Origin of the sequence: Curtobacterium sp. UNCCL20 (assembly GCF_900101675.1) — a bacterium.
Lineage (GTDB): Bacteria > Actinomycetota > Actinomycetes > Actinomycetales > Microbacteriaceae > Curtobacterium.
Window position 1 is genome coordinate 1082187 of sequence record NZ_FNKG01000001.1, and the last position, 24838, is coordinate 1107024.

At 71.1% G+C, this 24838-nt stretch carries 21 protein-coding genes; 13 read left to right on the forward strand and 8 right to left on the reverse strand.

Annotated features, from left to right (window positions below; all coding sequences use genetic code 11):
• Positions 1–26: 26 nt before the first annotated feature.
• The gene (locus tag BLT36_RS05395) at positions 27–722 is read left to right on the forward strand and encodes an SDR family oxidoreductase (protein WP_092092583.1); all 696 of its coding nucleotides are present in this window, start codon (positions 27–29) and stop codon (positions 720–722) included.
• A 15-nt stretch (positions 723–737) separates the two neighbouring features.
• On the opposite strand, the gene BLT36_RS05400 is transcribed toward BLT36_RS05395, so the two are convergent.
• A complete protein-coding gene (locus tag BLT36_RS05400; protein ID WP_092092585.1) occupies positions 738–2357 on the reverse strand; it encodes an ABC-F family ATP-binding cassette domain-containing protein in 1620 nt (539 codons plus the stop codon).
• A 259-nt stretch (positions 2358–2616) separates the two neighbouring features.
• On the opposite strand from BLT36_RS05400, the gene BLT36_RS05405 reads away from it, so the two are divergent.
• Positions 2617–3036: a DUF3151 domain-containing protein gene (locus tag BLT36_RS05405; RefSeq protein WP_092092587.1), complete on the forward strand. Its 420-nt coding sequence runs from the start codon at positions 2617–2619 to the stop codon at positions 3034–3036.
• A gap of 94 nt (positions 3037–3130) precedes the next feature.
• On the opposite strand, the gene BLT36_RS05410 is transcribed toward BLT36_RS05405, so the two are convergent.
• The 4 genes from BLT36_RS05410 to BLT36_RS05425 are packed head-to-tail and all read right to left on the reverse strand — an operon-like array spanning position 3131 to position 9538.
• Entirely contained in the window at positions 3131–6166 is a 3036-nt protein-coding gene (locus tag BLT36_RS05410) for a glycoside hydrolase family 2 TIM barrel-domain containing protein (RefSeq protein ID WP_092092590.1), read from the reverse strand.
• On the reverse strand, positions 6163–7098 hold the full coding sequence (locus BLT36_RS05415; protein ID WP_254787340.1) for a carbohydrate ABC transporter permease: 936 nt from the start codon (positions 7096–7098) through the stop codon (positions 6163–6165). The genes BLT36_RS05410 and BLT36_RS05415 overlap by 4 nt, the downstream gene beginning before the upstream one ends.
• A complete protein-coding gene (locus BLT36_RS05420) occupies positions 7095–8177 on the reverse strand; it encodes a carbohydrate ABC transporter permease (RefSeq protein WP_092092592.1) in 1083 nt (360 codons plus the stop codon). The genes BLT36_RS05415 and BLT36_RS05420 overlap by 4 nt, the downstream gene beginning before the upstream one ends.
• The gene (locus tag BLT36_RS05425) at positions 8174–9538 is read right to left on the reverse strand and encodes an ABC transporter substrate-binding protein (protein WP_092092595.1); all 1365 of its coding nucleotides are present in this window, start codon (positions 9536–9538) and stop codon (positions 8174–8176) included. The genes BLT36_RS05420 and BLT36_RS05425 overlap by 4 nt, the downstream gene beginning before the upstream one ends.
• Before the next feature lie 265 nt (positions 9539–9803).
• Between BLT36_RS05425 and BLT36_RS05430 the strand changes: the two genes are divergently transcribed.
• Positions 9804–10127, forward strand: a complete 324-nt coding sequence (locus BLT36_RS05430) for a hypothetical protein (RefSeq protein WP_092092597.1) — start codon at positions 9804–9806, stop codon at positions 10125–10127.
• A complete protein-coding gene (locus tag BLT36_RS18630) occupies positions 10108–11274 on the forward strand; it encodes a baeRF2 domain-containing protein (RefSeq protein ID WP_092092600.1) in 1167 nt (388 codons plus the stop codon). Before BLT36_RS05430 ends, BLT36_RS18630 begins: the two co-directional genes overlap by 20 nt.
• A 114-nt stretch (positions 11275–11388) precedes the next feature.
• Here the strand turns inward: BLT36_RS18630 and BLT36_RS05440 are convergent, their stop codons facing one another.
• A complete protein-coding gene (locus BLT36_RS05440) occupies positions 11389–12534 on the reverse strand; it encodes an MFS transporter (protein WP_092092603.1) in 1146 nt (381 codons plus the stop codon).
• A gap of 123 nt (positions 12535–12657) precedes the next feature.
• On the opposite strand from BLT36_RS05440, the gene BLT36_RS05445 reads away from it, so the two are divergent.
• A complete protein-coding gene (locus BLT36_RS05445) occupies positions 12658–13365 on the forward strand; it encodes a GntR family transcriptional regulator (protein WP_254787342.1) in 708 nt (235 codons plus the stop codon).
• Between the two features lie 144 nt (positions 13366–13509).
• Here the strand turns inward: BLT36_RS05445 and BLT36_RS18635 are convergent, their stop codons facing one another.
• Positions 13510–13665 (reverse strand): hypothetical protein, encoded by a 156-nt coding sequence (locus BLT36_RS18635; RefSeq protein WP_175529502.1) that lies wholly within the window; start codon positions 13663–13665, stop codon positions 13510–13512.
• A gap of 269 nt (positions 13666–13934) precedes the next feature.
• On the opposite strand from BLT36_RS18635, the gene BLT36_RS05450 reads away from it, so the two are divergent.
• The 7 genes from BLT36_RS05450 to BLT36_RS05480 all read left to right on the forward strand — a co-directional run bounded on the left by BLT36_RS05450 (position 13935) and on the right by BLT36_RS05480 (position 22818).
• Positions 13935–14999: a LacI family DNA-binding transcriptional regulator gene (locus BLT36_RS05450; RefSeq protein ID WP_254787344.1), complete on the forward strand. Its 1065-nt coding sequence runs from the start codon at positions 13935–13937 to the stop codon at positions 14997–14999.
• Positions 15000–15263: 264 nt separating this feature from the next.
• A complete protein-coding gene (locus BLT36_RS05455; RefSeq protein WP_254787346.1) occupies positions 15264–17036 on the forward strand; it encodes an ABC transporter substrate-binding protein in 1773 nt (590 codons plus the stop codon).
• Positions 17033–18013 (forward strand): ABC transporter permease, encoded by a 981-nt coding sequence (locus BLT36_RS05460; protein ID WP_092092610.1) that lies wholly within the window; start codon positions 17033–17035, stop codon positions 18011–18013. The genes BLT36_RS05455 and BLT36_RS05460 overlap by 4 nt, the downstream gene beginning before the upstream one ends.
• Positions 18010–18951: an ABC transporter permease gene (locus BLT36_RS05465; RefSeq protein WP_092092613.1), complete on the forward strand. Its 942-nt coding sequence runs from the start codon at positions 18010–18012 to the stop codon at positions 18949–18951. The genes BLT36_RS05460 and BLT36_RS05465 overlap by 4 nt, the downstream gene beginning before the upstream one ends.
• A complete protein-coding gene (locus BLT36_RS05470) occupies positions 18948–20732 on the forward strand; it encodes an ABC transporter ATP-binding protein (RefSeq protein ID WP_254787348.1) in 1785 nt (594 codons plus the stop codon). Before BLT36_RS05465 ends, BLT36_RS05470 begins: the two co-directional genes overlap by 4 nt.
• Positions 20729–21601 (forward strand): alpha/beta fold hydrolase, encoded by an 873-nt coding sequence (locus tag BLT36_RS05475; RefSeq protein ID WP_092094359.1) that lies wholly within the window; start codon positions 20729–20731, stop codon positions 21599–21601. The genes BLT36_RS05470 and BLT36_RS05475 overlap by 4 nt, the downstream gene beginning before the upstream one ends.
• A 32-nt stretch (positions 21602–21633) precedes the next feature.
• The gene (locus BLT36_RS05480) at positions 21634–22818 is read left to right on the forward strand and encodes a glycoside hydrolase family 1 protein (protein ID WP_217638282.1); all 1185 of its coding nucleotides are present in this window, start codon (positions 21634–21636) and stop codon (positions 22816–22818) included.
• A 131-nt stretch (positions 22819–22949) separates the two neighbouring features.
• On the opposite strand, the gene BLT36_RS05485 is transcribed toward BLT36_RS05480, so the two are convergent.
• On the reverse strand, positions 22950–23855 hold the full coding sequence (locus BLT36_RS05485; RefSeq protein ID WP_139166378.1) for an ankyrin repeat domain-containing protein: 906 nt from the start codon (positions 23853–23855) through the stop codon (positions 22950–22952).
• A 90-nt stretch (positions 23856–23945) separates the two neighbouring features.
• Here BLT36_RS05485 and BLT36_RS05490 point away from each other — a divergent pair, with 90 nt between their 5' ends.
• Entirely contained in the window at positions 23946–24827 is an 882-nt protein-coding gene (locus BLT36_RS05490) for a hypothetical protein (RefSeq protein WP_092092618.1), read from the forward strand.
• The last annotated feature ends 11 nt before the right edge of the window (positions 24828–24838 follow it).

A 24838-nucleotide genomic window follows, 5' to 3' on the forward strand; every position in this document is an offset into this window, starting at 1 on the left:
CCCGACGCATCCGTAGGCTGGTGGGCATGACCGACACCGCGCCTCCCGTCCGTCCGACCGCACTCGTGACGGGCGCGACCCGTGGGATCGGCCGGGCGATCGCGCTCGACCTCGGCCGGACGCACCACGTGCTCGTCGGTGGCCGGTCCGCCGGAGCGGTCGACGAACTCGTCGCCGCGCTGCCGAGCGCGGCCCCGTTCGTCGGTGACCTCGGCGCCGGCGAGGTCCCGGCGCTGCCGGAGCGGCTCGACGTGCTCGTGCACTCCGCCGGCGTCGAACAGGGCACCACCGTCGCGGACACCCCGCGCACCGTGTGGGAGCAGGTCTTCGCCACGAACCTCTTCGCCGTCGCCGAGCTCACCCGCCTGGCGCTCCCCGCACTGCGGGCGGCCCGCGGCACCGTCGTGCCGATCAACAGCGGCTCCGGCTTCCACTCCGGTCCGGGCGGTGGCGTGTACGCGGCGTCGAAGTTCGCGCTGCGGGCCTTCGCCGACGCCCTCCGCGAGGAGGAGCGGGCGAACGGCGTCCGGGTGTCGAGCGTGCACCCGGGCCGGACGGACTCGGACATGCAGCGCGCCCTCACCGAGAAGCTCGGCGAGGACTACGACACCGCGTACTACCTCGCCCCGGAGGACGTCGCCGCCGCCGTCCGCACCGTCGTCGACCTGCCGGAGCGGGGCACGATCGAGTCGCTCGCGATCCGGCCGACGAAGCGGCGCTGACGGGGCCGGCGCCCGCTACCCGAGCTCGATCCTCGTGGTGAGGTCGAGCCGGTCGAGGAACGTCTCGTCGTGGCTCACCACGACCAGGGCGCCCCGGTAGGCCCGCAGGGCGTCGACGAGCTGGTCGACGCTCGTCAGGTCGAGGTCGTTCGTCGGCTCGTCGAGCACCAGCAGCTGGGGTGGCGGGTCGGCCAGCACGAGGCTCGCCAGTGCCACCCGGAACCGCTCCCCGCCGGACAGCGCCCCGGCCGGCCGGTCGACGGTGTCCCCGCGGACGAGGAAGCGGGCGAGCCGGTTCCGCACCTCGGCCACCGGCACGTGGGGTGCGTCGCGACCGACGTTCTCGAGCACGGTCCGGCCGTCGTCGAGCGAGTCCTTCCGCTGCGGCAGGTAGCCGATCCGGTCGACGTGCGCGGCGGCCCCCGTGTCCGGCAGCGGGTGCTCCCGGGCGCCGGGGACCCCGACGAGCTGTTCGAGCAGCGTGGTCTTGCCGACACCGTTGTCCCCGGCGACCGCGATCCGCTCCGGCCCCTGCACGACGGTGTTCCGTCCCCGCACGGTGATCGTCGCGATCTGGCGTGACGCCGGGACCTCCGGGTCGGGCAACGTGACGTGGATGGACTCGTCGACGCGGAGCCGGAGCTCGGCCTCGCGTGCGGTCGCCAGGGCCTCCTGCTCGGCCGAGCCGTGCGCCACCCGGAGCCGACCGGCGGTCTCCTGCGCCTTCTTCCGCTGCTCGTTCGCCAGGATCTTCGGCATCGACCGGCCGGCCTTCTCGCCCGCCTTCGCCCGACGCGCGATCTTCGTCTCCGCCTCGATCCGCTGCCGTTTCTCGGCGCGGTGCCGCTGCTCGGCGACGCGGACCTCGCGCTCGACGGCCGCCTGCTGCACGGCGACGTGCTCCTCGAATGCGCTGAAGGTCCCGCCGAACACGGTCATGCCGCCGTCGCGGAGCTCGCACGTCTCGTCGACGTGCTCCAGCAGCTCCCGGTCGTGGCTGACGACGACGAGGGTGCCGCGCCAGTCGTCCACCATGTCGAGCAGCAGCTGACGGGCACGACGGTCGAGGTTGTTCGTCGGTTCGTCGAGGAACGCGATCGGCAGCCCGCGCAGCCGGATGCCGGCCACCGCGGCGAGGACGACCTGACCGCCGGAGAGCGTCGACGCCGGACGCTCGAGCACGTCGACGGCAGCGTCGGCACTCCCGGCGCGCCCGGCAGCGCTCCCGAGCGCCGGGCCGATCCCGATGCCGTCGAGCGCGGCGGCGGCGCGCTCCTCGAGGTCCCAGTCGTCGCCGACCGCCTCGAAGTGCTCCGGTGCGGCGTCGCCGCCGAGCACGGCTCGGAGCGCCGTGAGCGTCGGTCGGATGCCGAGCAGGTCGGCGACCCGGTCGTCCGCCGCCGTCTGCAGGCGCTGGGGCAGGTGGTCGACGGGACCCGACGTCGTGACGGTCCCCGACGTGGGGTGGAGCTGACCGGTGACCAGCCGGACGAGCGTGGACTTGCCGGCCCCGTTCCTCCCGACCAGGCCGGTGCGGCCCCGGCCGAAGGCGGTGGTGAGGTGACTGAGCGCGACGGTGCCGTCGGGCCAGGTGAAGCTGACGTCGTGCAGGACGACGGACGGACTGATGGGCATGGAGGTGCCTCCCCGGTGATCGAAGCTGCGCGCTCGACACCGGGTGCGCCCGACGGGGCGCGACGATCACGGTGTCAGCGCGAGGGCTGAGCTGAACCGGTGATCGACAGCAATTCGTCCGCTTCCGTCGGGGATGCCCCGTGGCCGCCATCCGTGCCGCCGGTCGGTCGTCCCGCACCGGGGCCCCGCGATGACGACGGGGTGGTCTCCCACGCTAGGGCTGGCCCCGCCCGAGCGCAAGAGGTGACAGGCTGGGGGCATGCCGGAGAACCTGCTGCCGAACCCGACCGCGAACCCCGAGACCCTGCTCCCCGCCGAACCGGAGGTGACCGCCGCGCTCGCCGCCGACGCCCCGATCGCGAGTGTCGTCGTGTCGCACCCGTCGTCGAGCCTGGCGTGGGCGCTGCTCGCCGACGAAGCCTGGCTGCGCGGCGCGACCCTCGAGTCCTACGCCTACGCGCGGGTCGGGTACCACCGTGGCCTCGACGCACTGCGGAAGGCCGGGTGGCGCGGTGCCGGTCCGGTGCCGTGGTCGCACGAGCCGAACCGTGGCGTGCTCCGGGCACTGTTCGCGCTGCGCCGTGCAGCGTCCGCGATCGACGAGGCGGGCGAGCCCGAGCGCCTGACGGACTTCCTCAACGCGAGCGACCCGGCCGCGATCCCCGCGCTCTCCGAGTAGATCCCGGGCGCGCACGCGCTCCGCACAACCAAAGTCACCTCGAACCACGCGTCGACGCGGTTCGAGGTGACTTTGGTTGTCCGAGCCGCAGGCCCTACGCCAGCAGCACGCTCCAACTGAACGCCTGCGGCCACAGCTGGTGCTCCGGCAGCACGTCGAGCCCGCACGCCCGCGACCCCAGCCCGTGCTGCGCCGCGTCGAGGTACAGGTACAGGTGCTCCGACGCCGGCAGCTCGTACGGGTGCCCCGCACGGCCGATCTGCTGCGCGGTCCACGGCGACAGGGTGAACCCGGCACGGTGCGACCCCACGGTCGTGACCGTGAACGGCCCGACGGACAGCGAACGCAGCGCCGGTCGGTGCCCGGTCTCCTGCGGCATCGAGTAGGCGGCACCGAGCGACCGAACCGGCGCGGTGAACCGACCGACGCGAGCGGCGTGCGACGAGTCCGCGTACGACTCGTGCGGTCCGGTGCCGAACCACGTCGCCTCCTGGTCGGCGAGTCCGGGCGGCAGGTCGAACCGTACGCCGATCCGCGGCCACGTGACGTCCCAGTCGCCGAACGGCACGGCGTCGGTCTGCAGCACCAGCCCGTCGGCCGTCAGGGTCCAGCGGTGGGTGACGTCGACGCCCCACCCGCTGTTCGCCGCCGCGACGCGGACGTGCTGCTCGAGCCCGTGGTCGGTCCGTGCCACGGAGACGAGCCGGTGGGTGAGCCGGTCGAGCCCGCGGGCCGTCCACTTCGAGGCGGACGAGGGAGCGTCCGGGTCGCCGACGCCCTGCGTGAGCACCGGGTCGGCCGTCTCATAGCCGCCCTGCGAGGCACCGCGGTCGTTGTCGGTGGGGCCGCGCCAGAGCTCGAGCCGGGGCCCGGCGACCTCGTGGCCCTTCCACGACACCAGGTCGCCGCGGGCACTGAACGTCCCGTCGCCGAGCCGGTCGCCGTCCCACCCGGTACCGGAGGCGCGCGGGGCCTCGGCCGGTCGGCTCGCGACGAGCGTCTGGCCGCGTGCGACGACGTGGCCGGTGTCCGCCCAGGCCGTCGGTCCGGCGAGCTCCGCGACGACGTCGAACCACAGTTCGTCACCCGGGGCGAGTTCGGCGGTGGCGGCGTCGAGGACCTCGGGTGGGACCGGCACGGTCGCCGACTGCCGTGCGGCGACGACGCCCGGGGCGAAGCGGCCCTCGTGCTCGACGACGCCGTTCCGCGTCAGGGTCCACCGGAACCGGAGCCCCGCGGTCGAGGCGGAGTGGTAGCGGTTCTCGACGAGCACGGTGCCGCGCCCGCCCGCGACCGACGCGGACAGGCGCACGGGCGCGACGACGGCCGCGAACTCGGCCAGCCCCGGGGTCGGGGTGTCGTCGGGCAGCACGAGCCCGTCCATCACGAAGTTGCCGTCGTGCACGACCTCGTGGAAGTCACCGCCGTACGCGTAGTACGGCTCACCCGTCGCCGTGTGGGCGAGGAGACCGTGGTCGCGCCACTCCCACACGAAGCCGCCGTGCAGGCGGGGGTACCGGTCGACGAGCGCCTCGTACTCGGCGATCTGTCCCGGGCCGTTCCCCATCGCGTGCACGTACTCGCAGTGGATGAACGGCTTCGACCGCTGCCGCGCCGCTGCCGCCGGGCCGCAGCCGAGCAGGGGTGTGGCGGGGCCGCCGCCGATGGACTCGGTCTCCTGCAGCGACGGGTACATCCGCGAGTAGACGTCGGTGTACTCGCCCGTGTAGTCGCCCTCGTAGTGCACGGGGCGTTCGGCGTCGCGGTCGTGCACCCACTGCGACATCGCCGCGAGGTTCCGCCCGGTGCCGGACTCGTTGCCGAGCGACCACATCACGATGGACGCGTGGTTCTTGTCCCGCTCGAGCGTCCGGGCGATGCGGTCGAGGTAGGCGTCCCGCCAGGCGGGGTCGTCGGAGGGGTTGCCGACCCAGTCGGTGAAGACGAACCCGTGCGTCTCGAGGTCGCACTCGAGGATCACCCAGAAGCCGAGTTCGTCGGCGAGGTCGAGCACCCGCGGGTGCGGCGGGTAGTGCGACGTCCGGATCGCGTTGACGTTGTGCCGCTTCATGAGCGCCATGTCGGCGCGGGCGTGCTCCTCGTCGAAGACGCGTCCGCGTTCCGGGTGGGTCTCGTGCCGGTTCACGCCGTGGAAGACCACGCGTTCGCCGTTGACCAGGAACCGGTCACCCTCGATCGCCACGGTGCGGAATCCGAGCCGGAGCGACACGGCTTCCCCGCCCGAGCTGCCACCGGCGTCCGTCCCCGAGACGAGCGTCGCGTCGTACAGCCTCGGCAGCTCGGCGCTCCACGGCTCGACCCCGTCGACCTCGATCGGCTGCACGTCGTCGGCTTCGGCCCACACCACGTCGACGCCGAGCGACGGCACGGCGAACCGCACCGGGAACACGGCGTCGAGCGTCGGGAACGTGATCGTCCCCGTGCCGGTGGCCGGCCGACCCGACGCGGCCGTCCCGGCAGTGGCGGCGTCCCCGAGCACCGCGGTCCACCCGGCGCGGACGAACACGTCGTCGATCGGCGCCGTCGGCCGGGCGAGCAGGGTCACGTCACGGAAGATGCCGGGCAGCCACCACTGGTCCTGGTCCTCCAGGTACGAGGCCGCCGACCACTGGTGCACCCGGACCCGGACCTCGTTCGTCCCGGGGCGCAGCAGTCCGGTCACGTCGAACTCGGTCGCCAGGCGCGACCCGGTACTCCACCCGACGAGCGCGTCGTTCAGCCACACCCGGAAGTGCGACTCGACGCCGTCGAACCGGAGCAGCACCCGGGCCGCGGCGTCGAACGACGACGGCAGCGTGAAGGTCCGTCGGTAGTCGCCGGTCGGGTTCTCCTCCGGCGGGTGCGGCGGATCGATCGGGAAGGGGTACTGCAGGTTCGTGTAGCTCGGCGCCCCGTGTCCGTGCAGGACCCAGTGCGCCGGCACCGGCAGCGACCCCCACCCGTCGGCGTCGTCGAACGGCGGGGCGTCCGCCACCGGCGACCACCGGAAGTCCCACTCCCCGTTCAGTGACAGGGCGGGAGCGTCCGTGTGCAACCAGGCACGAGGTGCCAGTCGGGACGCCGAACCCGGCGTGGTGGTGTGCAGGTCGTCGATGGCGGCGTTGGTCAACCCTTGACCGATCCTTCCGTGAGGCCCCCGCGCCAGAAGCGCTGCAGGACGATGATGGCGATGACGAGCGGGATGACCGAGACGAGCACCCCGCCGGTGGTGAGCTGGTAGAACTCCGGCAGTCGGTCCACCTGGGACCGCCAGTTGTTGAGTCCCAGTGTGATCGGGTACAGCTTCTGGTCTGCCAGCATGATGAGCGGCAGGAAGAAGTTGTTCCAGATGCCGACGACCTGGAACAGGAACACCGTCACGAGCGCCGGCGTCATCTGCCGGAGCACGATCGTGTGGAAGATCCGCAGTTCCCCGGCGCCGTCGATGCGTGCCTGCTCGAGGAGCGTCGTCTCGACCGAGGCCGCCGCGTACACCCGGCAGAGGAACAGGCCGAACGGTGAGACGAGGCTCGGGATGAGCACGCTCCAGTACGTGTCGGTCAGGCCGAGCGTCGAGAACAGCAGGAACAGCGGCAGTGCCGTCGCGGTCCCCGGCACGAGCACGCCGCCGAGGATCGAGCCGAACACGAGCTGGCGCCCCCGGAACTCGTACTTCGCGAGCGCGTAGCCGCCGGCCGCGGCGAAGTAGGTCGCCAGGACCGCGCCGACGCCCGAGTACAGGATGCTGTTCGCGATCCAGCGGACGAAGATCCCGCCGTCGTACGTGAACACCTGCTGGATGTTGCTGAACAGGGCGAAGTCGCCACCGAACCAGAAGCCGTTCGTCGAGAACAGCGCTCCGGTGGTCTTCGTGGCGGCGATGACGACCCAGTACAGCGGGACGAGGAAGTACAGCGCGACGACGACCAGGATCCCGGTCACGACGATCTGGGACTTCCCCGAGCGGTCGAGCCTGCGGCGCTGGTGCGCGCTGATCGAGGTGGTGTCGACGGGGACGGCGGTCTTCGCCGTGGCCGGCGCTTCGATGGCTTCGCTGGTCATCGTCCAGTCCCTTCCGTGGTCGCGACGCGACCGGCCTGGAGGCCCGTGTCGGCTTGGGTGGTGACCACCGGTCGGGCGGATGCGCGCGTCTGGAGCGCACGCCGCGCCTCCAGGCCGTCCTGCCGGTTCCGCTTCCGTCGATCGCGCTCGTCCTTCGGTGGCCGGTTCGTCAGCGCGAGGAACGCGAACGACAGGATGAAGGCGGCCAACGCGATGATGACCGCCTGCGCACTCGCGACGCCGTACTCGTTGAACGCGAACGCGTTCGTGTAGGCGGCGTAGTTCGGCGTGTACTCGGTGTCGATCGCCGGGGCGACCGTCGACAGGATCTGCGGCTCCGCGAAGAGCTGCAGCGTGCCGATGATCGAGAACACCGTCGTGAGCACCAGGGCCGGCGCGATGAGCGGGATCTGGATCCGCCACGCGACCTGGAACGCGTTCGCACCGTCCACCTTCGCGGCCTCGTACACCTCGCCGGGGATGGACTTCAGCTGCGCCACGATGATGAGCATGTTGTAGCCGGTGTACGTCCACGTGACGATGTTCGCGATGGACCAGAGCACGCTGTTCGCTCCGAGGAAGTCCGGCTGCAACCCGATCGACTGCAGCAGGGACACGATCGGTGACAGGCCGGGCACGTACAGGAACGACCACAGGATCGTGGCGATGACGCCGGGGACGCCGTACGGCATGAAGTAGACCGCGCGGAAGAAGCCCGGCCAGCGGGCGCTCGCCGACTCGAGCAGCAGCGCCAGGATCGTGCAGGCGATGATCATCACCGGGACCTGGACGACGCCGAACAGGAGCATGCGGCCGATCGACGCGACGAAGCCGGTGTCGTTCAGCGCGGTGACGTAGTTGTCGAAGCCGGCGAAGCGGCCGGTGACGCCGTCCTCGCCGAACAGACCCTGACGGTCGACCGTGGTGAACGACTGGAACAGCGCGCTGATGATCGGGATGACGAACGTCAGCAGGAACAGGGCGAGGAAGGGTGCGAGGAGGATCCACGGAGCGCGCTTCTGCGCGCTCGTGGCCTTCGTGCTCGTGCGGAAGCCGTTCTTCGGCTGCGTCGTGGTCATCGTGCCGTCCTCACGCTCAGTCCCTTGTCCTTGAAGGACTGGACGATCTCCCGCTGTGCGAGCTCCACCGCGTCGGTGAGCTTCAGGCCGCTTGTGAGCTTGCGGCGGAACTGGTTCTGCAGGGACGTGAACGCGGACTGCGTCACGGGCGACCACGACCAGTCGACGTTCTGCTCCTTCGCGGCGGGGACGAACACCTCCTCGTTGTAGTTCTGCCCGGAGAACCACTTCGACGGCTGTTCACGCTGCTTGCCGATGTAGTCCTTCGCGGGCGACCAGCCGATGCCGCAGTGCTTGATCATCGCGTCGATGCCCGCCTTCGAGGTGGTCATCCAGGTGATGAACTCGAGCGCCTCCTTCGGGTGCTGCGAGTTCGCCAGGACGGCGGCCGTCGAGCCGCCGATCGCGCTCGACCCGAAGCCGGAGTCGCCCCAGGTCTGCATCGGGGCGACCTTCCACTTGCCCTCGCCGCCCTGCACGGACTCGATGAGGGCGTCGCCCCAGCTCGCGCTCGTGACCGCGGCGATCTTGCCGCTCGCGGCCGAGGCGTACCAGCCGGGGGAGTAGGCGCCGGCACTGGTGTCGACGAGCTTGTCGTCGATGACGCCGTCGAAGAACTCCGCGACCATCAGGGTCTTGTCGTCGGTCATGTCGACGACCCACTCGTCGCCGTCGACCTTGAACCACCGCGCCCCGGCCTGCTGCGCGTACGCCGCGAAGGGGGACGCATCGGCGACCGGGAACACCTCGAGGTAGTTCTGCGGGCCGGTCTTCCGGACCTTCTCGGCCAGGTCGCGCCACTCGTCCCACGTCTTCGGGGGTTCGCCGCCGGCCTGCTCGAGGAGCGCCGTCTGGTAGTAGAAGCCCATCGGGCCGGTGTCCTGCGGGATGCCGAAGACCCCGTCCACGAACGACACCTGGGCCCACGCCGCGTCGTCGTACTTCGCCTGGTGGTCCTTCGCGCCGTACCGGGCGAGGTCGACCAGGCCGTTCGCGAGCATGAACTCGGGGATCTGCCGGAGCTCGACCTGGCCGATGTCCGGGCCACCGCCGGCCGCGAGCGCCGAGTACATCTTCTGGTACCCGCCGCTGTTGCCGCCGGGGATCCAGTTGGCGTTGACCTGGATGTCCGGGTGGGACGCGTTCCAGACGTCGCAGACCTTCTGCAGGTCCTTGAGCCACGCCCAGTAGGTGAGCGTGACCTTCTGTCCGCTCGCGGCGGCGGGGATGACCGCTGCCTTGTTCACGTTCGTCGAGCCCGGCACCGCGCACCCGGCGAGGAGGCCGGTGGCCGCCGCTCCGATACCGAAGCCGAACAGCTGTCGTCGTGTGAATGGTCGTCGTGGAGTCGTCGGCGTCATTGCCAGCACCTCGGTTCGTCGTCGATCGGGGTTGCGGTTCAGCCAACCACAAAACCGAGTGTGCTTGCACTTTCGTGGTGGTAGTGCCCAGCTGGGGCGCCATCGCTGGGCGTTCGCTGCGACCTTGGAACCGCTCCAGCCGAATGCGCGGACGGTGGGTCGCACGACAGCCGACGACGGTTGTCGCGCGGCAGCCGCACCGGCTGTCCGACGGCAGCCGGAACGGCGACCAGCGCCACCTCCGGCACGAACGGGAGGAGAAGCGATGACCGATCGCGGGAACACCACCCACAAGCCCGAACTCGACGAGCAGCTCGCGCACGAGGCGCAGAGCATCGTCCAGGGGCACGGCAGCAACAGCCACGTCGAGGAGTTCCGACAGTCCGAGGCGGTCCCCGACGACACCGACGACGCGGAGACGCTGCATGCGTCCGGGTACGACGGCGAACTCGAGGGCGAGCTGCAGGACGACACGACGAACACCGTCGCCGAGGACGACGCCGCCGGCGCCGGCACGCCGGTGTACACGACCGAGACCGACCAGGTCTCCGAGGGGAAGGTGGTGGACCATGGCGCAGACGACGCGTGAGAAGACCGCGCTGGCGTCCGGGCTCGTCGAGGCGCTGCAGTCGCCCGGCACCTGGACCTGGGCCTACGTCGACGCCTCGGGGAACCGCGAGGACCCCCGCCGCATCGCTGCCCTCCAGCGTCGCACCGTGTCCGACGCCCTCACGGAGCAGGGTGGCTCCGCCCGCGCGGTCGAGATCATCGAGGAAGCGCTCGTCGAGCAGCCCGGCGTCCCGGCGCCGGTGGCCCGGTACGTGCTCGTCCGCGACGACGAGCTGGTCCTGAGCGAGGTCCTGCCCGGGCGCCTCCGCGGCGCGGAGTCCATCGGGACCGGAGCGGTCCCCGACCTGCTCCCGCTGCTGGCACACCGCCCGTTCGACCTGCCGTTCCTCGTCGTCCAGGTGGGGCGTGCCGGTGGCGGGTTCCGCGGCTACCGACTCGGCCACGCGCCGTCCGGTGCACCCGAGGACGAGCAGCGCATCCAGGGCCGCACCGACACGCTGCACAAGACCAAGTCCGGCGACGGGTGGAAGCAGTCGCACTGGCAGCAGCACACCGAGGAGATCTGGAAGCAGACCGCGGGTGAGGTCGCCGCGGCGATCGAGGAGACCGTCAAGGCCACGTCCCCCCGGCTCATCGTCGTCGCCGGGGACATCCGAGCGCGCGAACTCCTCCGGGGCGAGCTCTCCGCGTCGACCCGCGCCCTCGTCACCGAGGTGCCCGTCGACCCGCGCGCCGACGACGCGTCCGAGAAGGCGCTCGTGCAGCACGTGAACCTCGCGCTCGCCCGGGTCCTCGCCTCGCGACGGCACGACGTGCAGGACCTGCTCCGCACGCACGAGGGGCGCGGGGACAACGAGAGCGTGAGCGGCATCGGCCCGGTCGTCAGCGCGCTGCAGCAGGCGCAGGCGGCGGTGGTCGCGCTCGACGCCGGCGCGCTCGGTGACCGGAAGCTCTACGCGCTCGACGCAGCGCCGTGGGTGGCGACCGCGCCCGAGCAGGCGGCCGGCGCCGGGGTGCTGGCACAGGTCCCGGCGGTGTGTGCGCTCGTCCGGGCGATCATCCTGACGGACGCCGAGTTGGTGCTCGTGAACGCGGCGTCGCTGCCGAGCGGTGCGGCCGCGTCGGCGCTCCTCCGGTGGCCGGTGGGACCGGCGGTGCCCGCCTGAGTGCGGTGACCGGCTTGGGTGCGGTGACCCGCTGACGGACGGGAGGCACGTGGCGACACCGCCACGCGCCTCCCGTCCGCGCCGGTCGCTGGTCGCCGGTCGCCGGTCGCCGTGTCAGTCGTGCGAGCGGTCCCGCCGCGGCACGAGCGGGAGCGCCAGCAGGGGCAGGACCGCGACGACCCCGAACGACGCCGCGAAACCGACGGCACTGACCAACGCGCCGACACCGGGCCCGACGGCGCTCGCCGCGATGAACTGCCCGGTGTTCTGGGCCCCGAGCGCCCGCCCCGACCAGAACGGACCCGCTGCCTCGGCCACCGAGGTGTACGCCAGGCCGTTGTCCGCGACGGTGACGCTCGTCGCGACGACGAGGAAGACCGCGGCGGCGGCGAGGTGCGTCGCGTCCACGAGCGCGAGCAGCCCCATCACCACCGCGGCGCTGAGGGCCACGATGCGCAGCGGTCCCACCCGCGAACCGGCACGGTCGCTCCACGCGCCGACGAGGATCCGGCCGATCGCCCCGACGAACTGCGACGCCCCGACGAGCAGGCCGGCCGCGGGCGTCGACCAACCGAGGCCCACCAGCCAGACCAACCCGTACGTCGAGAGCGTGAACTGCGGCACCACGAGCAGGATCGACACCGCGTGGATGCGCCACAGGAACCCGGTCGACCGGTACGGGTTCGCGACGTGCTCGACCGGAGCCTCCGCGCGAGCCGGACGGGGCGGGTTGACGATGCCGATCGCGCACAGCACGGCGAGCACGGCGCACAGCACGACCGGCAGCACGAGGGCTGCACGGATGCCGGAGACCTCGGCGAGCTGTGGGACCGTGACCGCGGCGAGCGTCACCCCGAGCGGCTGGGACATCTGCCGGATGCCCATCGCCAGCCCCCGCCGCTCCTTCGGGAACCACCCGACGACGACCCGGCCGCTCGCCGCGTTGGTCGAGGCACTGGTCATCCCCGCGGCGAGGAACGCCAGCCCGAGCAGGACCGGGTTCCCGGCCGCAGCCCAAGCGGCGACGACCGCGAGCGTGGTGAGCACGAGCCCGCCGGCGATGACGACGCGCTCGCCGAAGCGGTCGGTGACCGCGCCCCAGGCGATGAGCGTCAGGACCATGCCGAACGTCGGCGCGGCGGCGAGCAGCCCGGCGAGGGTGAGTGAGGTCCCCTGCGCGTGCAGGTACGGGATGAGCAGCGCCGGGGCGGACACCACGAGGGTGCCCGCGGCTTGCGCGGCGACGCCGAGCGCGAGCATCGTCCAGGCGCGCGTGGGGATCGTCGGAGCTGGGGCAGTGGCGGTCACGGGCACCGTTTCATCGCGGAACTGGTTGGTATACCAAAACGGTATACCATCCCGTGTCCCGCGCTACTAGGCTTGATGGCCGTGACCGAGACGACCGATGCAGCGCCGGTGTCGCAGACGAGCCAGCTCTACGACAACCTCCGCTCCGCGATCCTGACGCTCGAGATCGCCCCCGGGGAGCGCATCTCGGAGCGCGGTCTCGAGGCGCGGTTCCACGCGTCGCGGACTCCCGTCCGAGCCGCCCTGTCGCGGCTCGAGCGCGAAGGGCTGATCCTGCACGAGGGCCGCTCGTGGACGGTCACCCCGATCGACCTCGACGAGATCGCGTCGCTCGCCGAGCTCCGCGGCGTGCTCGAACCCGCCGCCGCCCGGCTCGCCGTCGCCCGTGCGTCCGAGGAGCAGCTCGACGCGGTCCGTGCGCACCTCGACGCGCTGCGACCGACGCCCGACCGGCAGGCCGGCATCCGGATGGGGTCGACGTTCCACCTCGACCTTGCCGCGCTCGGTGGCAACCGGTTCATCACCGACGCGATCGCCGATGCACTCACCCGCCTGGAGCGGACACGCTGGATCGAGGTGCGAACGCCCGAAGCCCGCGACGCTGCGTGGGACGAGCACAGCGCCATCATCGACGCCGTCCGCGCGGGCGACGCCGACGGGGCGGCCGACCTGCTCGCGGCGCACGTCGCCGGGACCAACGACCGGCTGCTCGCGTGGATCGCGCAGGAGCGGCGTCGGCTCCGCGGAGCGGGCATGGCGATCGTCGGCAGCACCGAGCGCTGACGCGCGCTTGCGTGCCGACGGCGCCGATGTGCGTCGACGGCGCCGATGTGCGACGACGGCTCTGGAACGCGACCAGCCGTCGAGGCGCGGTACGGACGGACCCGCACCGCGCCTCCGGGCCGGGAGTGGTGAGCCGGACGCGACCTACGGTCTCGCCGCGCGGTCCTCAGCCGCGTCGAGCTGATCGAAGATCCACGCCGTGCTGCCGTCCGAGTGGTCGAGCAGTGCGTCCTTGACCTCTTGCTCATCGGTGGTGAGCCGCTGAGCCAACTTGCTGCCGGAACGAGTCGACTGTGACATGTGGTCGTCCTTCCCCTGTGTGTGGGCATCGTTGTCAGGTGCGGGCACCCGGCCCGCCAATGCGCTTCCTCACGGGACGTACTGAGGTTGAGACAGTGTGGCGCTCATTGTCCGCAGAACGCAAGGGGTTTCCGGCACCCGTGGAGAAGTCCCTGCTCGCTCCGTGCCTAGGATGGTGCGGCCGCCGGCTCGCGGCACGCGAGCAACGGACGTCCGACGGGAGGCACGGCTTGGCCGAGCAGCGCACGGCACCTCCCACGGTCTACGACGTGGCCTCTGCCGCAGGCGTCTCCATCGCCACCGTGTCCCGCGTGCTCCGGACGCCAGACGCCGTCCGCGAGGGCACGCGCGACCGCGTCCAGGCGGCGATCCGGACGCTCGGGTACGTCCCGTCCGGCAACGCGCGGGCCCTCGCCGGCAAGCGCACCGGCGTGGTCGGGCTGCTGCTGCCCGGGTTCGACGTCGTGCCCGACGAACGCCCCGACCTCGTGACCGACGGCGGCGTCCGGATCGTCGACGACCGGCAGCACGTGACCCAGCCGTTCTCGTCGAACCTGTACTTCGACGAGGTCCTCCGCGGCGCCGAGACCGAGGCGTGGCAGCGCGGCCTGGCGCTCATGGTCGCCGCCGGACGGGGGTCTTCGCGCGACGTGATCGTGAACGACGTCGCCGGCCGGGTGGACGGGCTCGCGGTGCTCGCCCAGACCGTCCCCGACGACCTGCTCGAGCACGTTGCCCGGCGCATCCCGGTCGTCGTGCTGGCCGACGATCGGCGCTCGCACGGCTTCGACTCCGTCAGCGTCGACAACGCCGCGGGCATGCGGACGCTCGGCTCGCACGTCATCGGGCGTCTCGGTATCCGGTCCCTCGCCTACCTCGCCGGCCCGATCGACTCCCCGGACGACATGGAGCGGTCGGCGGGCTTCCGGCAGGCGCTCGACGACCACGGCGTCCCGGCCTCGTCGATCCGCGTCGTGCACGGTGACTTCGGCCGTGTCCGCGCGCGGGAGCTCGCGGCGCAGCTGCTCGACGCCGCCGAGGTGCCGCGAGCGATCGTCTGCTCGAACGACCAGTCCGCGCTCGGGGTGCTCGACGCGGCCGTGGCCCGGGGTGTCCGGGTGCCGGAAGACCTGGTGGTCACCGGCTTCGACGGCATCGACGCCGGGCGGTTCTCGGTGCCGCCGCTCACCACCGTGCACCAGCCGATGGGCGAGCTCGGCCGGGCTGCGGTCCGGGCGATCGTGGACCGGCTCGAACGACTCGAGGGGCCGCCCCGCGCCACCCGGTTGCCCGTCGAGGTGCTGCTGCGCGAGAGCTGCCCGCCCACCCTGTAGCCGGCGTGCTGTTGTGACCACTCGGCGCGGACGTGGCGCTGGCCCGCCCTCGCCGAGCGGGCCCAATTCGTCACGCTCGGCGGCGGTGGGCGACAGGTCGTGACCTCTCGGCGAACGTGAGCGGCACGTCGTCGCCACTCGGCGCGGACGTGCCGCCAGTACTCCGGTTCCGCATCGCCCCGGGAAACAACGCCTCGGTTGCGGAACGCGATGTAAGCGCATACATTGTGTGCGTACCCACTCGACACGGAGGTCGACCGAGCAATGACGCTTCCCCCACAGCGCACGCGCGGGCAACACGAGCCGCGCACACCGGGCAGCCCGCGCGCCCCGCGCGCCCGCCGCCGAGGCCGCCTCATCGCGGCCATCGCCGGCGTCGCGGTCATGGCCCTCGCGGCCACCGGCTGCAGCATCCAGGTCCGCTCCCAGCCGGACCCGAGCATCGGCGAGGACACGATGCTCATCAACGCGGACCACGGCAACCCGCTGTTCGACCGCAACTTCAACCCGTACATCGCGAACGCCCGCACGGCGTCGAAGTGGATGTACGAGCCGCTCATCGAGGTGAACCCCCTCGACGGCAAGCGCAACCCGTGGCTCGCGAGCTCGTGGTCGCAGCCGGACGCGAAGACGATCGACATGACGATCCGCAGCGGCGTCGAGTGGTCCAACGGTGACGCGTTCAGCGCGAAGGACGTGGTCTTCACGTTCGACCTGCTGAAGAAGTTCCCCGCGATGGACGTCAAGGGCGCCTGGCAGCACATCGACACGATCGAGCAGCGGGGCCAGCACGTGGTCTTCCACCTGAAGTCGGAGGACGTGCCGAGCCTGACGATCATCGGGCAGACGTACATCCTCGGCGAGCAGCACTGGGGCAAGGTGAAGGACCCGACGACCTGGCGGGACCCGAACCCCGTCGGCACCGGTCCGTTCGTCCTCGGCAACTACACCGACCAGCAGTACTCGATGGACAAGAACAAGCGGTACTGGCAGGCCGACAAGATCGCCATCAAGCACCTCATCCTCCCGGCGACGAACACGCAGCTCGACACCGTCACGCGCGGCTACGACTGGGCGTACTCGTTCATCTCCGACGTGAAGGGCACCTGGGGTGCCGCGTCGAAGACGAACACGTACTGGTTCCCGCCGGGCGGTGTGATCGGGCTCATCCCGAACCTGACGAAGGCGCCCTACAACGACGTCAACGTGCGCCGGGGGATCTCGCTCGCACTCGACCGCGACGACATCGCCGAGACCGCGACCGAGGGCAACCTCACGGCCGCAGCGCAGACCGGGCTGATCCTGCCGAACCAGCAGCAGTACGTGAACGAGGACATCCCGAACAGCGGCGTCGTGACGCAGGACACGAAGGCGGCGATCGCCTCCTTCGAGAAGTCCGGCTACACGGTGCAGGACGGGAAGATCGTCAAGGACGGCAAGCAGCTCTCCATCACGATCACGACCGCGAACGGCTACTCCGACTGGCTCCGCGCCGCGCAGGAGGTCCGTCGTGACCTCACCGCGATCGGCGTGAAGGTCACCATCAGCGCCCCGCAGCCCGCCGGCTACCAGCAGGCGATCAACAACGGCACGTTCGACATGGCGATGGGTGGCATGGGCAACGGCGACGTGTACCAGGCGTTCAACTCCCTGCTGTCGAGCGACTTCTACCAGCCGGTCGGCAAGTCGACGGTGAACAACTACGAGCGCTACAAGAACGCCGACACCCAGAAGCTGCTCGACGGGTACAAGGCGACGACGGACACCGCGAAGCAGCAGGAGATCCTCGACCAGTTGCAGGAGATCGTGTACAACGACCTGCCGGTGATCGGGATGTACTACGGCGGACTCTGGGGCCTCTTCAACACCAGCAAGTTCGTCGGCTGGCCGAGCGCGGAGGACCCGTACATGGCACCGCAGAACTACGACTCGGCTCCGCTGCTCATCTTCTCCAAGCTGCGACTGCGTGACAGCGCCGCCGGCCAGAAGATCCTGCAGGAGCAGAAGGACGCGAAGCAGCAGGAGGACCAGAAGTGAAGTACATCCTCCAGAAACTCGTCCTCTTCGTCCTCACCCTCTGGGCCGCGGTCACGCTGAACTTCGTGCTCCCGCGCCTCATGCCGGGCAGCCCGACGGACGCAGCCCTGGCGAAGCTCAGCCAGAACGGCCCGGTCACCGACGCCACGAAGAAGGCCATCGAGGCCCAACTCGGCGTCCCGACCGGCAACCTGTGGGACCAGTACGTCAGCTACCTGCACCAGGTCGTCACGCTCGACTTCGGCACGAGCTACACGTTCTACCCGCAGCCGGTCGGTGACCTCGTCGCCCGGGCGCTGCCGTACACGCTCATCCTCGTCGGGGTCGTGACAATCCTCGCGTTCGTGCTCGGCACCCTGATCGGTGTCGGGGCGGCGTGGAAGCGCGGCACCTGGCTGGACTCGCTGCCCACCCTGTCGGGGTCGTTCATGTCGACGTTCCCGTACTTCTGGACGGCGCTCCTGCTGCTGTTCTTCCTCGGCTACGTGCTGCACTGGTTCCCGACCACGGGTGCCTACTCGGCGACGACGACACCGGGCCTCTCCGGAGCGTTCATCGGCGACGCCCTGCAGCACGCGGTCCTGCCGGCGGTCACGATCCTGGTGACGAGCCTCGGCGGCTGGATCATCGGCATGCGCAACGCGATGATCAACACCCTCGGTGACGACTACGTGACCTTCGCCGAGGCGAACGGTCTCCGCGGTCGCACGGTCGCGATCCGGTACGCGGCCCGCAACGCGATCCTGCCGAACCTGACCGGCTTCGGGCTGGCGCTCGGCGGCGTGGTCGGCGGGTCGGTGCTCGTCGAGCAGGTGTTCGGCTACCCGGGCATCGGCTACCTGCTGTTCAACGCCGTCATCGGCCAGGACTACCCGCTCATGCAGGCACTCTTCCTGATGATCACCGTGTCGGTGCTCATCGCCAACTTCATCGTGGACGTCCTCTACGGCGTCCTGGACCCGAGGACGCGTCGATGACGAACAACGCAACCGTCGCAGTACGGACCCACGACACGGAAGACCAGGCCGCCCCGTCCAGGTGGCGAGCCGCAGGCCGCCAGTTCGGCGTCGTCTGGTCGAACACGAAGGCCCGGATCGGCATCATCATCCTCGCCGTGTTCGTCCTGGTCGCGATCTTCGCCCCGCTCCTCGCCCCCTACGGTGCGTCGCAGAACGGCTTCGCCCGGTCCGCCGACGCCACCGGTGCGCACTGGATGGGCACCACCGCCGCCGGCGAGGACGTCCTCTCCCAGATCATCTACGGCGCCCGGATCTCCGTGCTCGTGGGTGCCGTGGCGGGCCTCCTCTCGACGCTGGTCGCGGTCGCGATCGGCCTCAGCTGGGGCTACGTCCGCGGCTGGATCGCCGAGGTCATCGGGTTCATCGTGAACCTCTTCCTCGTGATCCCGGGCCTCCCGCTCATGATCGTGATCGCGGCGTACCTGCAGAACGGCGGCATCGCGGTGATCATCGCGGTGATCGTCGTCACCGGCTGGGCGTGGGGGGCGCGCGTCCTGCGGAGCCAGACGCAGTCCCTCCGCGGTCGCGACTTCGTCACGGCGGCCCAGTTCTCCGGTGAGGGTGCGACCCGCATCGTCTTCCGCGAGATCCTGCCGAACATGACCTCGCTCATCGTGGGCTCGTTCTTCGGTGCGGCCACGAGCGCGATCCTCGCCGAGGCGGGCCTCGAGTTCCTCGGACTCGGCGACTCGTCGATCGTCAGCTGGGGCACGATCCTCTACTGGGCGCAGAACTCCAACGCCCTGCTGACCGGCCAGTGGATCCTGCTCTTCGCCCCGGGTCTCTGCATCGCACTCCTCGCGATGAGCCTCACCCTCATCAACTTCGGCGTCGACGCCGTGTCCAACCCACGGCTGCGCGAGGGCGCGCGCCGCAAGAAGGAGGCAACCGCATGAGCGGCTCGCGATCGCAGGCAGCAGACGGCCTGGAGGCGCGGGACGGCGCCGCCACGCGCCTCCAGTCCGACGGTGGTGACGTCCTGCTCGACGTGCGCGACCTGTCGGTCGTCTACGAGTCCGCCGGCCAGGAGGCCGTCCAGGCGGTCGACCACGTCTCGTTCCGGCTCCGGAAGGGCGAGTTCGTCGGCCTGGTCGGCGAGTCCGGCTCGGGCAAGTCGACCCTCGGCTACGCGCTGACCCGGCTGCAGAAGCCGCCGGCGCGCACCAACGGCGGCAGCATCGTCTTCGGCGGGCACGACATCCGTGACCTCGACGACGAGCAGCTCCGCCAGCAGCGCCAGGGCGGCTTCGCGATGGTGCTGCAGTCGGGCATGAACGCGCTCAACCCGGTCCGCACGATCCGCAACCACTTCATCGACGTCTTCAAGGCGCACGGCCACGTGCCGCGCGAACGGTGGGACGCCCGGATGAAGGAGCTCATCGAGAAGGTGAAGCTGCCCGTCTCGATGCTGGCGCGCTACCCGGGGGAGCTCTCCGGCGGGATGCGGCAGCGTGTGTCGATCGCCCTGGCACTCTCGCTCGAGCCGCGCCTCATGGTGTTCGACGAGCCGACGACGGCGCTCGACGTCCTCGTGCAGCACGCCGTGATGGACACCATCATCGAGCTGCAGCGCACCGAGGGCTTCACGGCGATCCTGATCAGCCACGACCTCGGCATCGTCCTCGAGGCGACCGAACGCGTCCTCGTCATGCACGAGGGCCGCATCGTCGAGGACGGCGGCTCGAAGGAGATCCTGCGCGACCCGCAGGACGAGTACACGAAGATGCTGCTGTCGCACTACGCCGACCCGCGCGCCTCGATCGTGTCGCTGCCCGGCTTCCCGGACCGCTCGCTCCGCGCCGAGTCGGGGGAGAAGCGCCAGGAGACCACCTCGTCGTTCAGCACCGTCGGCTCCCGTGAGCGTTCGGCGGCGAAGAACCCGATCGTGGTGTCCGACCTGGTGAAGACGTACGCCCCGCCGCGCCGCGGTGAGGACCCGGTCCGTGCGGTGCGCGACGTGTCGTTCACGCTCGAGCCCGGGCAGTCGCTCGCCCTCGTCGGCCAGTCCGGGTCGGGCAAGTCGACCATCGCGAAGATGCTCACCGGCGTCGAGAAGCCGACCTCGGGCACGGTCCGCTTCGGTGACCTCGACGTCGCGCGCCTCGGCCGCCGCGGACTCCGCGACCTGCGGTCCGAGGTGCAGATGGTGTTCCAGGACCCGTACGCGGCGCTCAACCCGCTGCACACGGTCGAGTACACGCTGACCCGTCCGGTCGTGAACTACACCGGGCTCCGCGGCCGGGACGCACGACGCCGGGTGCTCGAACTGCTCGAGACCGTGGGGCTGACCCCGGTGGAGCAGTTCGCGCAGAAGCTCCCGCACCAGCTGTCCGGCGGGCAGCGGCAGCGTGTCGTCATCGCCAGGGCGCTCGCGTCGGACCCGCAGGTGATCATCGCCGACGAGCCGGTGTCGATGCTCGACGTGACGCTCCGTGCCGGCGTGCTCGCACTGCTCGAGGACCTGCGTGAGCAGTGGGGCGTCTCGCTCCTCTACATCACGCACGACCTGCTGAGCGCACGCCTCATCACCGACGACATCATGGTGCTGCACGAGGGCGCCGTGGTCGAGCGGGGGAACACCGCCGAGGTCCTGCAGCACCCGCAGGACCCGTACACGATCGCCCTGCTCGACGCCGTCCCGAACCCGCGTCGTGCCCTGGCGGAAGGACGACTGTGACCACGCTCCACGACTTCCCGACGGTCCCGGCCTTCGGGCACCTGCCGACCCCCGAGGGCGTCGACGTCGTCGGGATCGACCTGCCCGTCGGTCGGCTCACCGCCTACCGCGTCGTCCCGGAGGGTCCCTCGAAGGGGACCGTCCTGATCGTCCCCGGGTACACCGGCTCGAAGGAGGACTGGCGGACCTTCCTGCCGGTGCTCCGCGACGCCGGCTGGACCGCGGTGGCGATCAGTCGGCGCGGTCAGGCCGACTCCGCAGCGCCCACGGAGCCCCGCGACTACTCCCTGCACGAAGAAGCGGCCGACGTCGTCCGGGTCGCCGCCCTGCTCGACGACGGCGCGCCCGTCCACCTCATCGGGCACTCGCTCGGCGGGGTCATCGTCCGCGCGGCCGCGATCGCCTCCCCGTCGTCGTTCCGCGACGTCGTGCAGTTCTGCTCCGGCCCGTACGGCTGGCCGTACCGCAAGGTCACCGAGCTGACGATCATGCACGACACCGGCGGGAACAACCGCGTGCTGTTCGACGCGACGAACCCGCTCTGGGCCGGTCGCCCCGACGACGAGCTCCCCGATGACGTCCGGATGGTGCGCGACCGGTTCGACGCGACGAGCCCGCTCAGCGTCGTCGCCGGCGGGCACATCCTCGAGGACCACACCGACGCCTCGGACGAACTGCGCGCCACCGGCCTGCCGGTCCTCGTCGCGCACGGGGAGTGGGACGGGGCTTGGCCGATCCCGTGGCAGCGGGCGATGGCCGAGCGCACCGGGGCCTCCTACGAGGTGATCCCGGCGAGCTACCACGGCCCCCAGGTCGAGAACCCGCTCGGGACGGTCGCCGTGTTCGACCGGTTCCTGTTCGCCCACTGACCTCAGCACCGAAAGGCATCATCATCTCCACGCTGCAGTTCCCCGACGGCTTCCTCTGGGGCGCCGCCACGGCCGCCCACCAGATCGAGGGCAACAACGTCAACAGCAACTGGTGGGTGCACGAGCACGAGCCGGACACCACGATCGTCGAACCCTCGGGCGATGCGGCGGACAGTTACCACCGGTACCGCGAGGACATCCGGATCGCCGCCGAACTCGGCCTGAACTCGTACCGGTTCAGCATCGAGTGGGCGCGCATCGAGCCGGAGCGCGGGTTCGTGAGCCGCGCCGAGGTCGACCACTACCGCCGCATGGTCGACGCCTGCCACGAGTTCGGCATCGAGCCGATCGTCACGCTCATGCACTTCACCGTGCCGCGCTGGTTCGAGCGCGACGGGTTCTGGCGCGCGCCCGACGCCGCCGACCTCTTCGCCCGGTACACCGAGGCCGCGCTCCCCGTCGTGCAGGACGGCGTCCGCTACGTGTGCACGATCAACGAGCCGAACATCGCGGCGATGCTCGCGGGCGGCGAGGACGCGTCGAACCTGGTCGCGTACGGCCTGCCGAACCCGGACCTCGGCGTCGCCGACGCCCTGCTCGCCTCGCACAAGCGGTCCCGCGAGGTGCTCTCGCAGGTCGACGGCATCAAGTCCGGCTGGACGATCGCGACCCAGGCGTTCGTCTCGGACGGGCGGCCCGGGTCCGACACGATGCTCCGTGAGTACGGGTACCCGCGCGACGACTGGTACCTCGAGCAGGCCGCGGGCGACGACTTCCTCGGCGTGCAGGCGTACACGCGGACGTTCATCGGGCCGGACGGTCCGCTGCCCGTCCGCGACGACGTCGAGACGACCCTGACCGGGTGGGAGTTCTACCCCGAGGCCTCGGCCGACGGGCTCCGCAGCGCGTGGGAGCTGTCCCGCCACGTGCCCCTCATGATCACCGAGAACGGCATCGCCACCGCGGACGACACCCGCCGCCGTGCCTACACCGAGGGCGCCCTCGAGGGGATCCACCGCTGCATCGAGGACGGCATCGAGGTCCTCGGCTACCAGCACTGGTCCCTCCTCGACAACTACGAGTGGGCCTCCGGCTTCCGGCCGACCTTCGGTCTCGTGTCGTGGGACCCGGTGACGTTCGAGCGCACGCCGAAGCCGTCGGCGCGCTGGTACGGCGGGGTCGCGACGGCGAACGCGCTGCAGACCGGTCAGGACTGAGCGGCAGCGTCCCCGACCCGACCGCCCTGGAGGCGCGACGCACCCGTCCAGGCGGGTCGCGCCTCCAGGGCGGTCACCACCGACCACCGGGCGGTCGCGTCTGCGGGCGGTCACCACCGACCACCGGGCCGTCAGGCCCCGGTGGTCTCCGTCGTGTCGGTCACCGCGGTGCCGTCGAACCACGCGATGAGCGCGTCCTCGACCCGCCGTGATCCGCGCTCGCGAGCGAGGTCCAGCGCCGTGCGGCCCTCGGCGTCCTGCACGCTGACGTCCGCACCCCGTTCGAGCAGCGCCTCGATGGTGCCCAGCCGGTCGAACCAGGCGGCCGCGTGCAGCGGGGCGAAGCCCCAGCGCGGGTCGAGCTCGTCGATGCCAGCGGGGTCCACGCCGAACCCGTCGAGTTCGAGCGACAGCCCACCGACGTCCCCGTGCGCAGCGGCGCGCACCGCCGGAGTCGCCCACTCCACCCAGCCGTCCGGCACCGGGCCGTGCCAGCCGTGCACCGGACGCGCCTCGAGCCCGGTCCACTCGTCCTCGTCGACGGGGCGGACCTCGATCACCACGTCGCGGAAGTGCACCGCGAGCTCGCCGGTGGGGGAGAGCAGCAGGCGCAGCTCCCAGACGTCGGCGTCCACGTGCGCGAGCTCGCCGCGGGAGACGTGCACGTCACCGGCGAGCAGGTCGAGCGGTGCGGTGTCCTCCGGCTCGAGCACGGCGCGGTCGAACCGGAGCGTCACCCGCGCGTGGTTCCAGCGGCGCCACAGCCCGTCCGGGGTGTCCAGCACCTCGTCGTTCCGGATGACGACGACCGCGTGCACGGTGTGCGTCGGGGTGGAGTCGACCCCGGCGCCGGCGCGACGTCCCGACTCCTCGACCCGCCAGGTGTGGATGCGCGCTTCGTTCCAGGTGACGGACGCGAGCGCGGCCACGGAGGGCGGGGCGTCGGTCACCAGTCGCGCGAGGTGCTCGGGGTAGCCCTCGACGTCCTCGAGGGAGACGTACCCGATCGCAGGCCAGCCCACTCGACTCCATCGCACGGGTCGACACTACTGCAGGCGCGCATGCCGATGCGGTATATGAAGTGCAGACGACTGGTACATCGGTGCGCAACGCCCTACCATGGTGCCATGCGTCCTCTTCCGCGCGACCCCGTCGCGTTCCTGTCCGCCCGGCTCCGCATGGCGATCACCGCCGGACGCGCCCGGTTCGGTCGCTCCTCGATCGTCTCGACCGACGGGCCGGTCGTGTCCCTCACGAGCTTCGGGGCACGGGTCAGCTCCGTCCACCTCGCGATCGCGTCGATCGGGCACGGCGACGTCCGTCCTGCTCGCATCGTCCTCTGGCTCGACGACCCGGAGCTCGTCGCGCACCCGCCGGCACCCCTGCGTCGGCTGCGGCGGCGCGGCCTCGAGATCCGAGTGTGTGACGATCTCGGCCCGCACAAGAAGTACCACCCGTACGTGCACTCGGTCGACGCGCACGACCGGCCCATGGTCACCGCGGACGACGACGTCCTGTACGCGCGGCACTGGCTCGCCGCACTCATCGACGCGCATCGCGTCCGCCCCGATGCCATCGTGGCCCACCGGGTGAACCGCATCACCGTCGAGGACGGTGTCGTCCTGCCCTACGTGCGCTGGGGACGCGCCGTAGACGACCTCGACACTCCGCGGAACTACGCGGTGGGAGTCAAGGGGATCCTCTACCCGCCCCACTTCCTCGAGGTGCTGCGTCGGGCCGGTGCGGGTTTCACCGCTGTCGCTCCGGGATCGTCGGACACCTGGCTGCACCACTGCTCGCTCCGGGCGCAGGTGTCCGTCCTCCCGGTTCCGCCGGCAGCGCGGCCCGTGATCGTCCCGCTCCGTGGCGTGCGGCGGAGTCCGGCGCTCCTCGAGCAGAACGTCGACGCCGGTCGGAACGACCGTGTCCGGGGAGCGCTCTGGTCCGCCGAGGACGAGCGGCTCGTGGTCGCGGGCGCCTGGCCGGACGAACGAGACGTATTGCAATAACACATATCAGC

What these genes read in the sequence shown, in the direction of transcription:
- BLT36_RS05395 (WP_092092583.1), top strand. Translation starts at nt 27, where the DNA reads ATGACCGACACCGCGCCTCCCGTCCGTCCGACCGCACTCGTGACGGGC.
- BLT36_RS05400 (WP_092092585.1), bottom strand. Translation starts at nt 2,357, where the DNA reads ATGCCCATCAGTCCGTCCGTCGTCCTGCACGACGTCAGCTTCACCTGG.
- BLT36_RS05405 (WP_092092587.1), top strand. Translation starts at nt 2,617, where the DNA reads ATGCCGGAGAACCTGCTGCCGAACCCGACCGCGAACCCCGAGACCCTG.
- BLT36_RS05415 (WP_254787340.1), bottom strand. Translation starts at nt 7,098, where the DNA reads ATGACCAGCGAAGCCATCGAAGCGCCGGCCACGGCGAAGACCGCCGTC.
- BLT36_RS05420 (WP_092092592.1), bottom strand. Translation starts at nt 8,177, where the DNA reads ATGACCACGACGCAGCCGAAGAACGGCTTCCGCACGAGCACGAAGGCC.
- BLT36_RS05425 (WP_092092595.1), bottom strand. Translation starts at nt 9,538, where the DNA reads ATGACGCCGACGACTCCACGACGACCATTCACACGACGACAGCTGTTC.
- BLT36_RS05430 (WP_092092597.1), top strand. Translation starts at nt 9,804, where the DNA reads ATGACCGATCGCGGGAACACCACCCACAAGCCCGAACTCGACGAGCAG.
- BLT36_RS18630 (WP_092092600.1), top strand. Translation starts at nt 10,108, where the DNA reads ATGGCGCAGACGACGCGTGAGAAGACCGCGCTGGCGTCCGGGCTCGTC.
- BLT36_RS05440 (WP_092092603.1), bottom strand. Translation starts at nt 12,534, where the DNA reads ATGCTCGCGCTCGGCGTCGCCGCGCAAGCCGCGGGCACCCTCGTGGTG.
- BLT36_RS05445 (WP_254787342.1), top strand. Translation starts at nt 12,658, where the DNA reads ATGGCCGTGACCGAGACGACCGATGCAGCGCCGGTGTCGCAGACGAGC.
- BLT36_RS18635 (WP_175529502.1), bottom strand. Translation starts at nt 13,665, where the DNA reads ATGTCACAGTCGACTCGTTCCGGCAGCAAGTTGGCTCAGCGGCTCACC.
- BLT36_RS05455 (WP_254787346.1), top strand. Translation starts at nt 15,264, where the DNA reads ATGACGCTTCCCCCACAGCGCACGCGCGGGCAACACGAGCCGCGCACA.
- BLT36_RS05465 (WP_092092613.1), top strand. Translation starts at nt 18,010, where the DNA reads ATGACGAACAACGCAACCGTCGCAGTACGGACCCACGACACGGAAGAC.
- BLT36_RS05470 (WP_254787348.1), top strand. Translation starts at nt 18,948, where the DNA reads ATGAGCGGCTCGCGATCGCAGGCAGCAGACGGCCTGGAGGCGCGGGAC.
- BLT36_RS05490 (WP_092092618.1), top strand. Translation starts at nt 23,946, where the DNA reads ATGCGTCCTCTTCCGCGCGACCCCGTCGCGTTCCTGTCCGCCCGGCTC.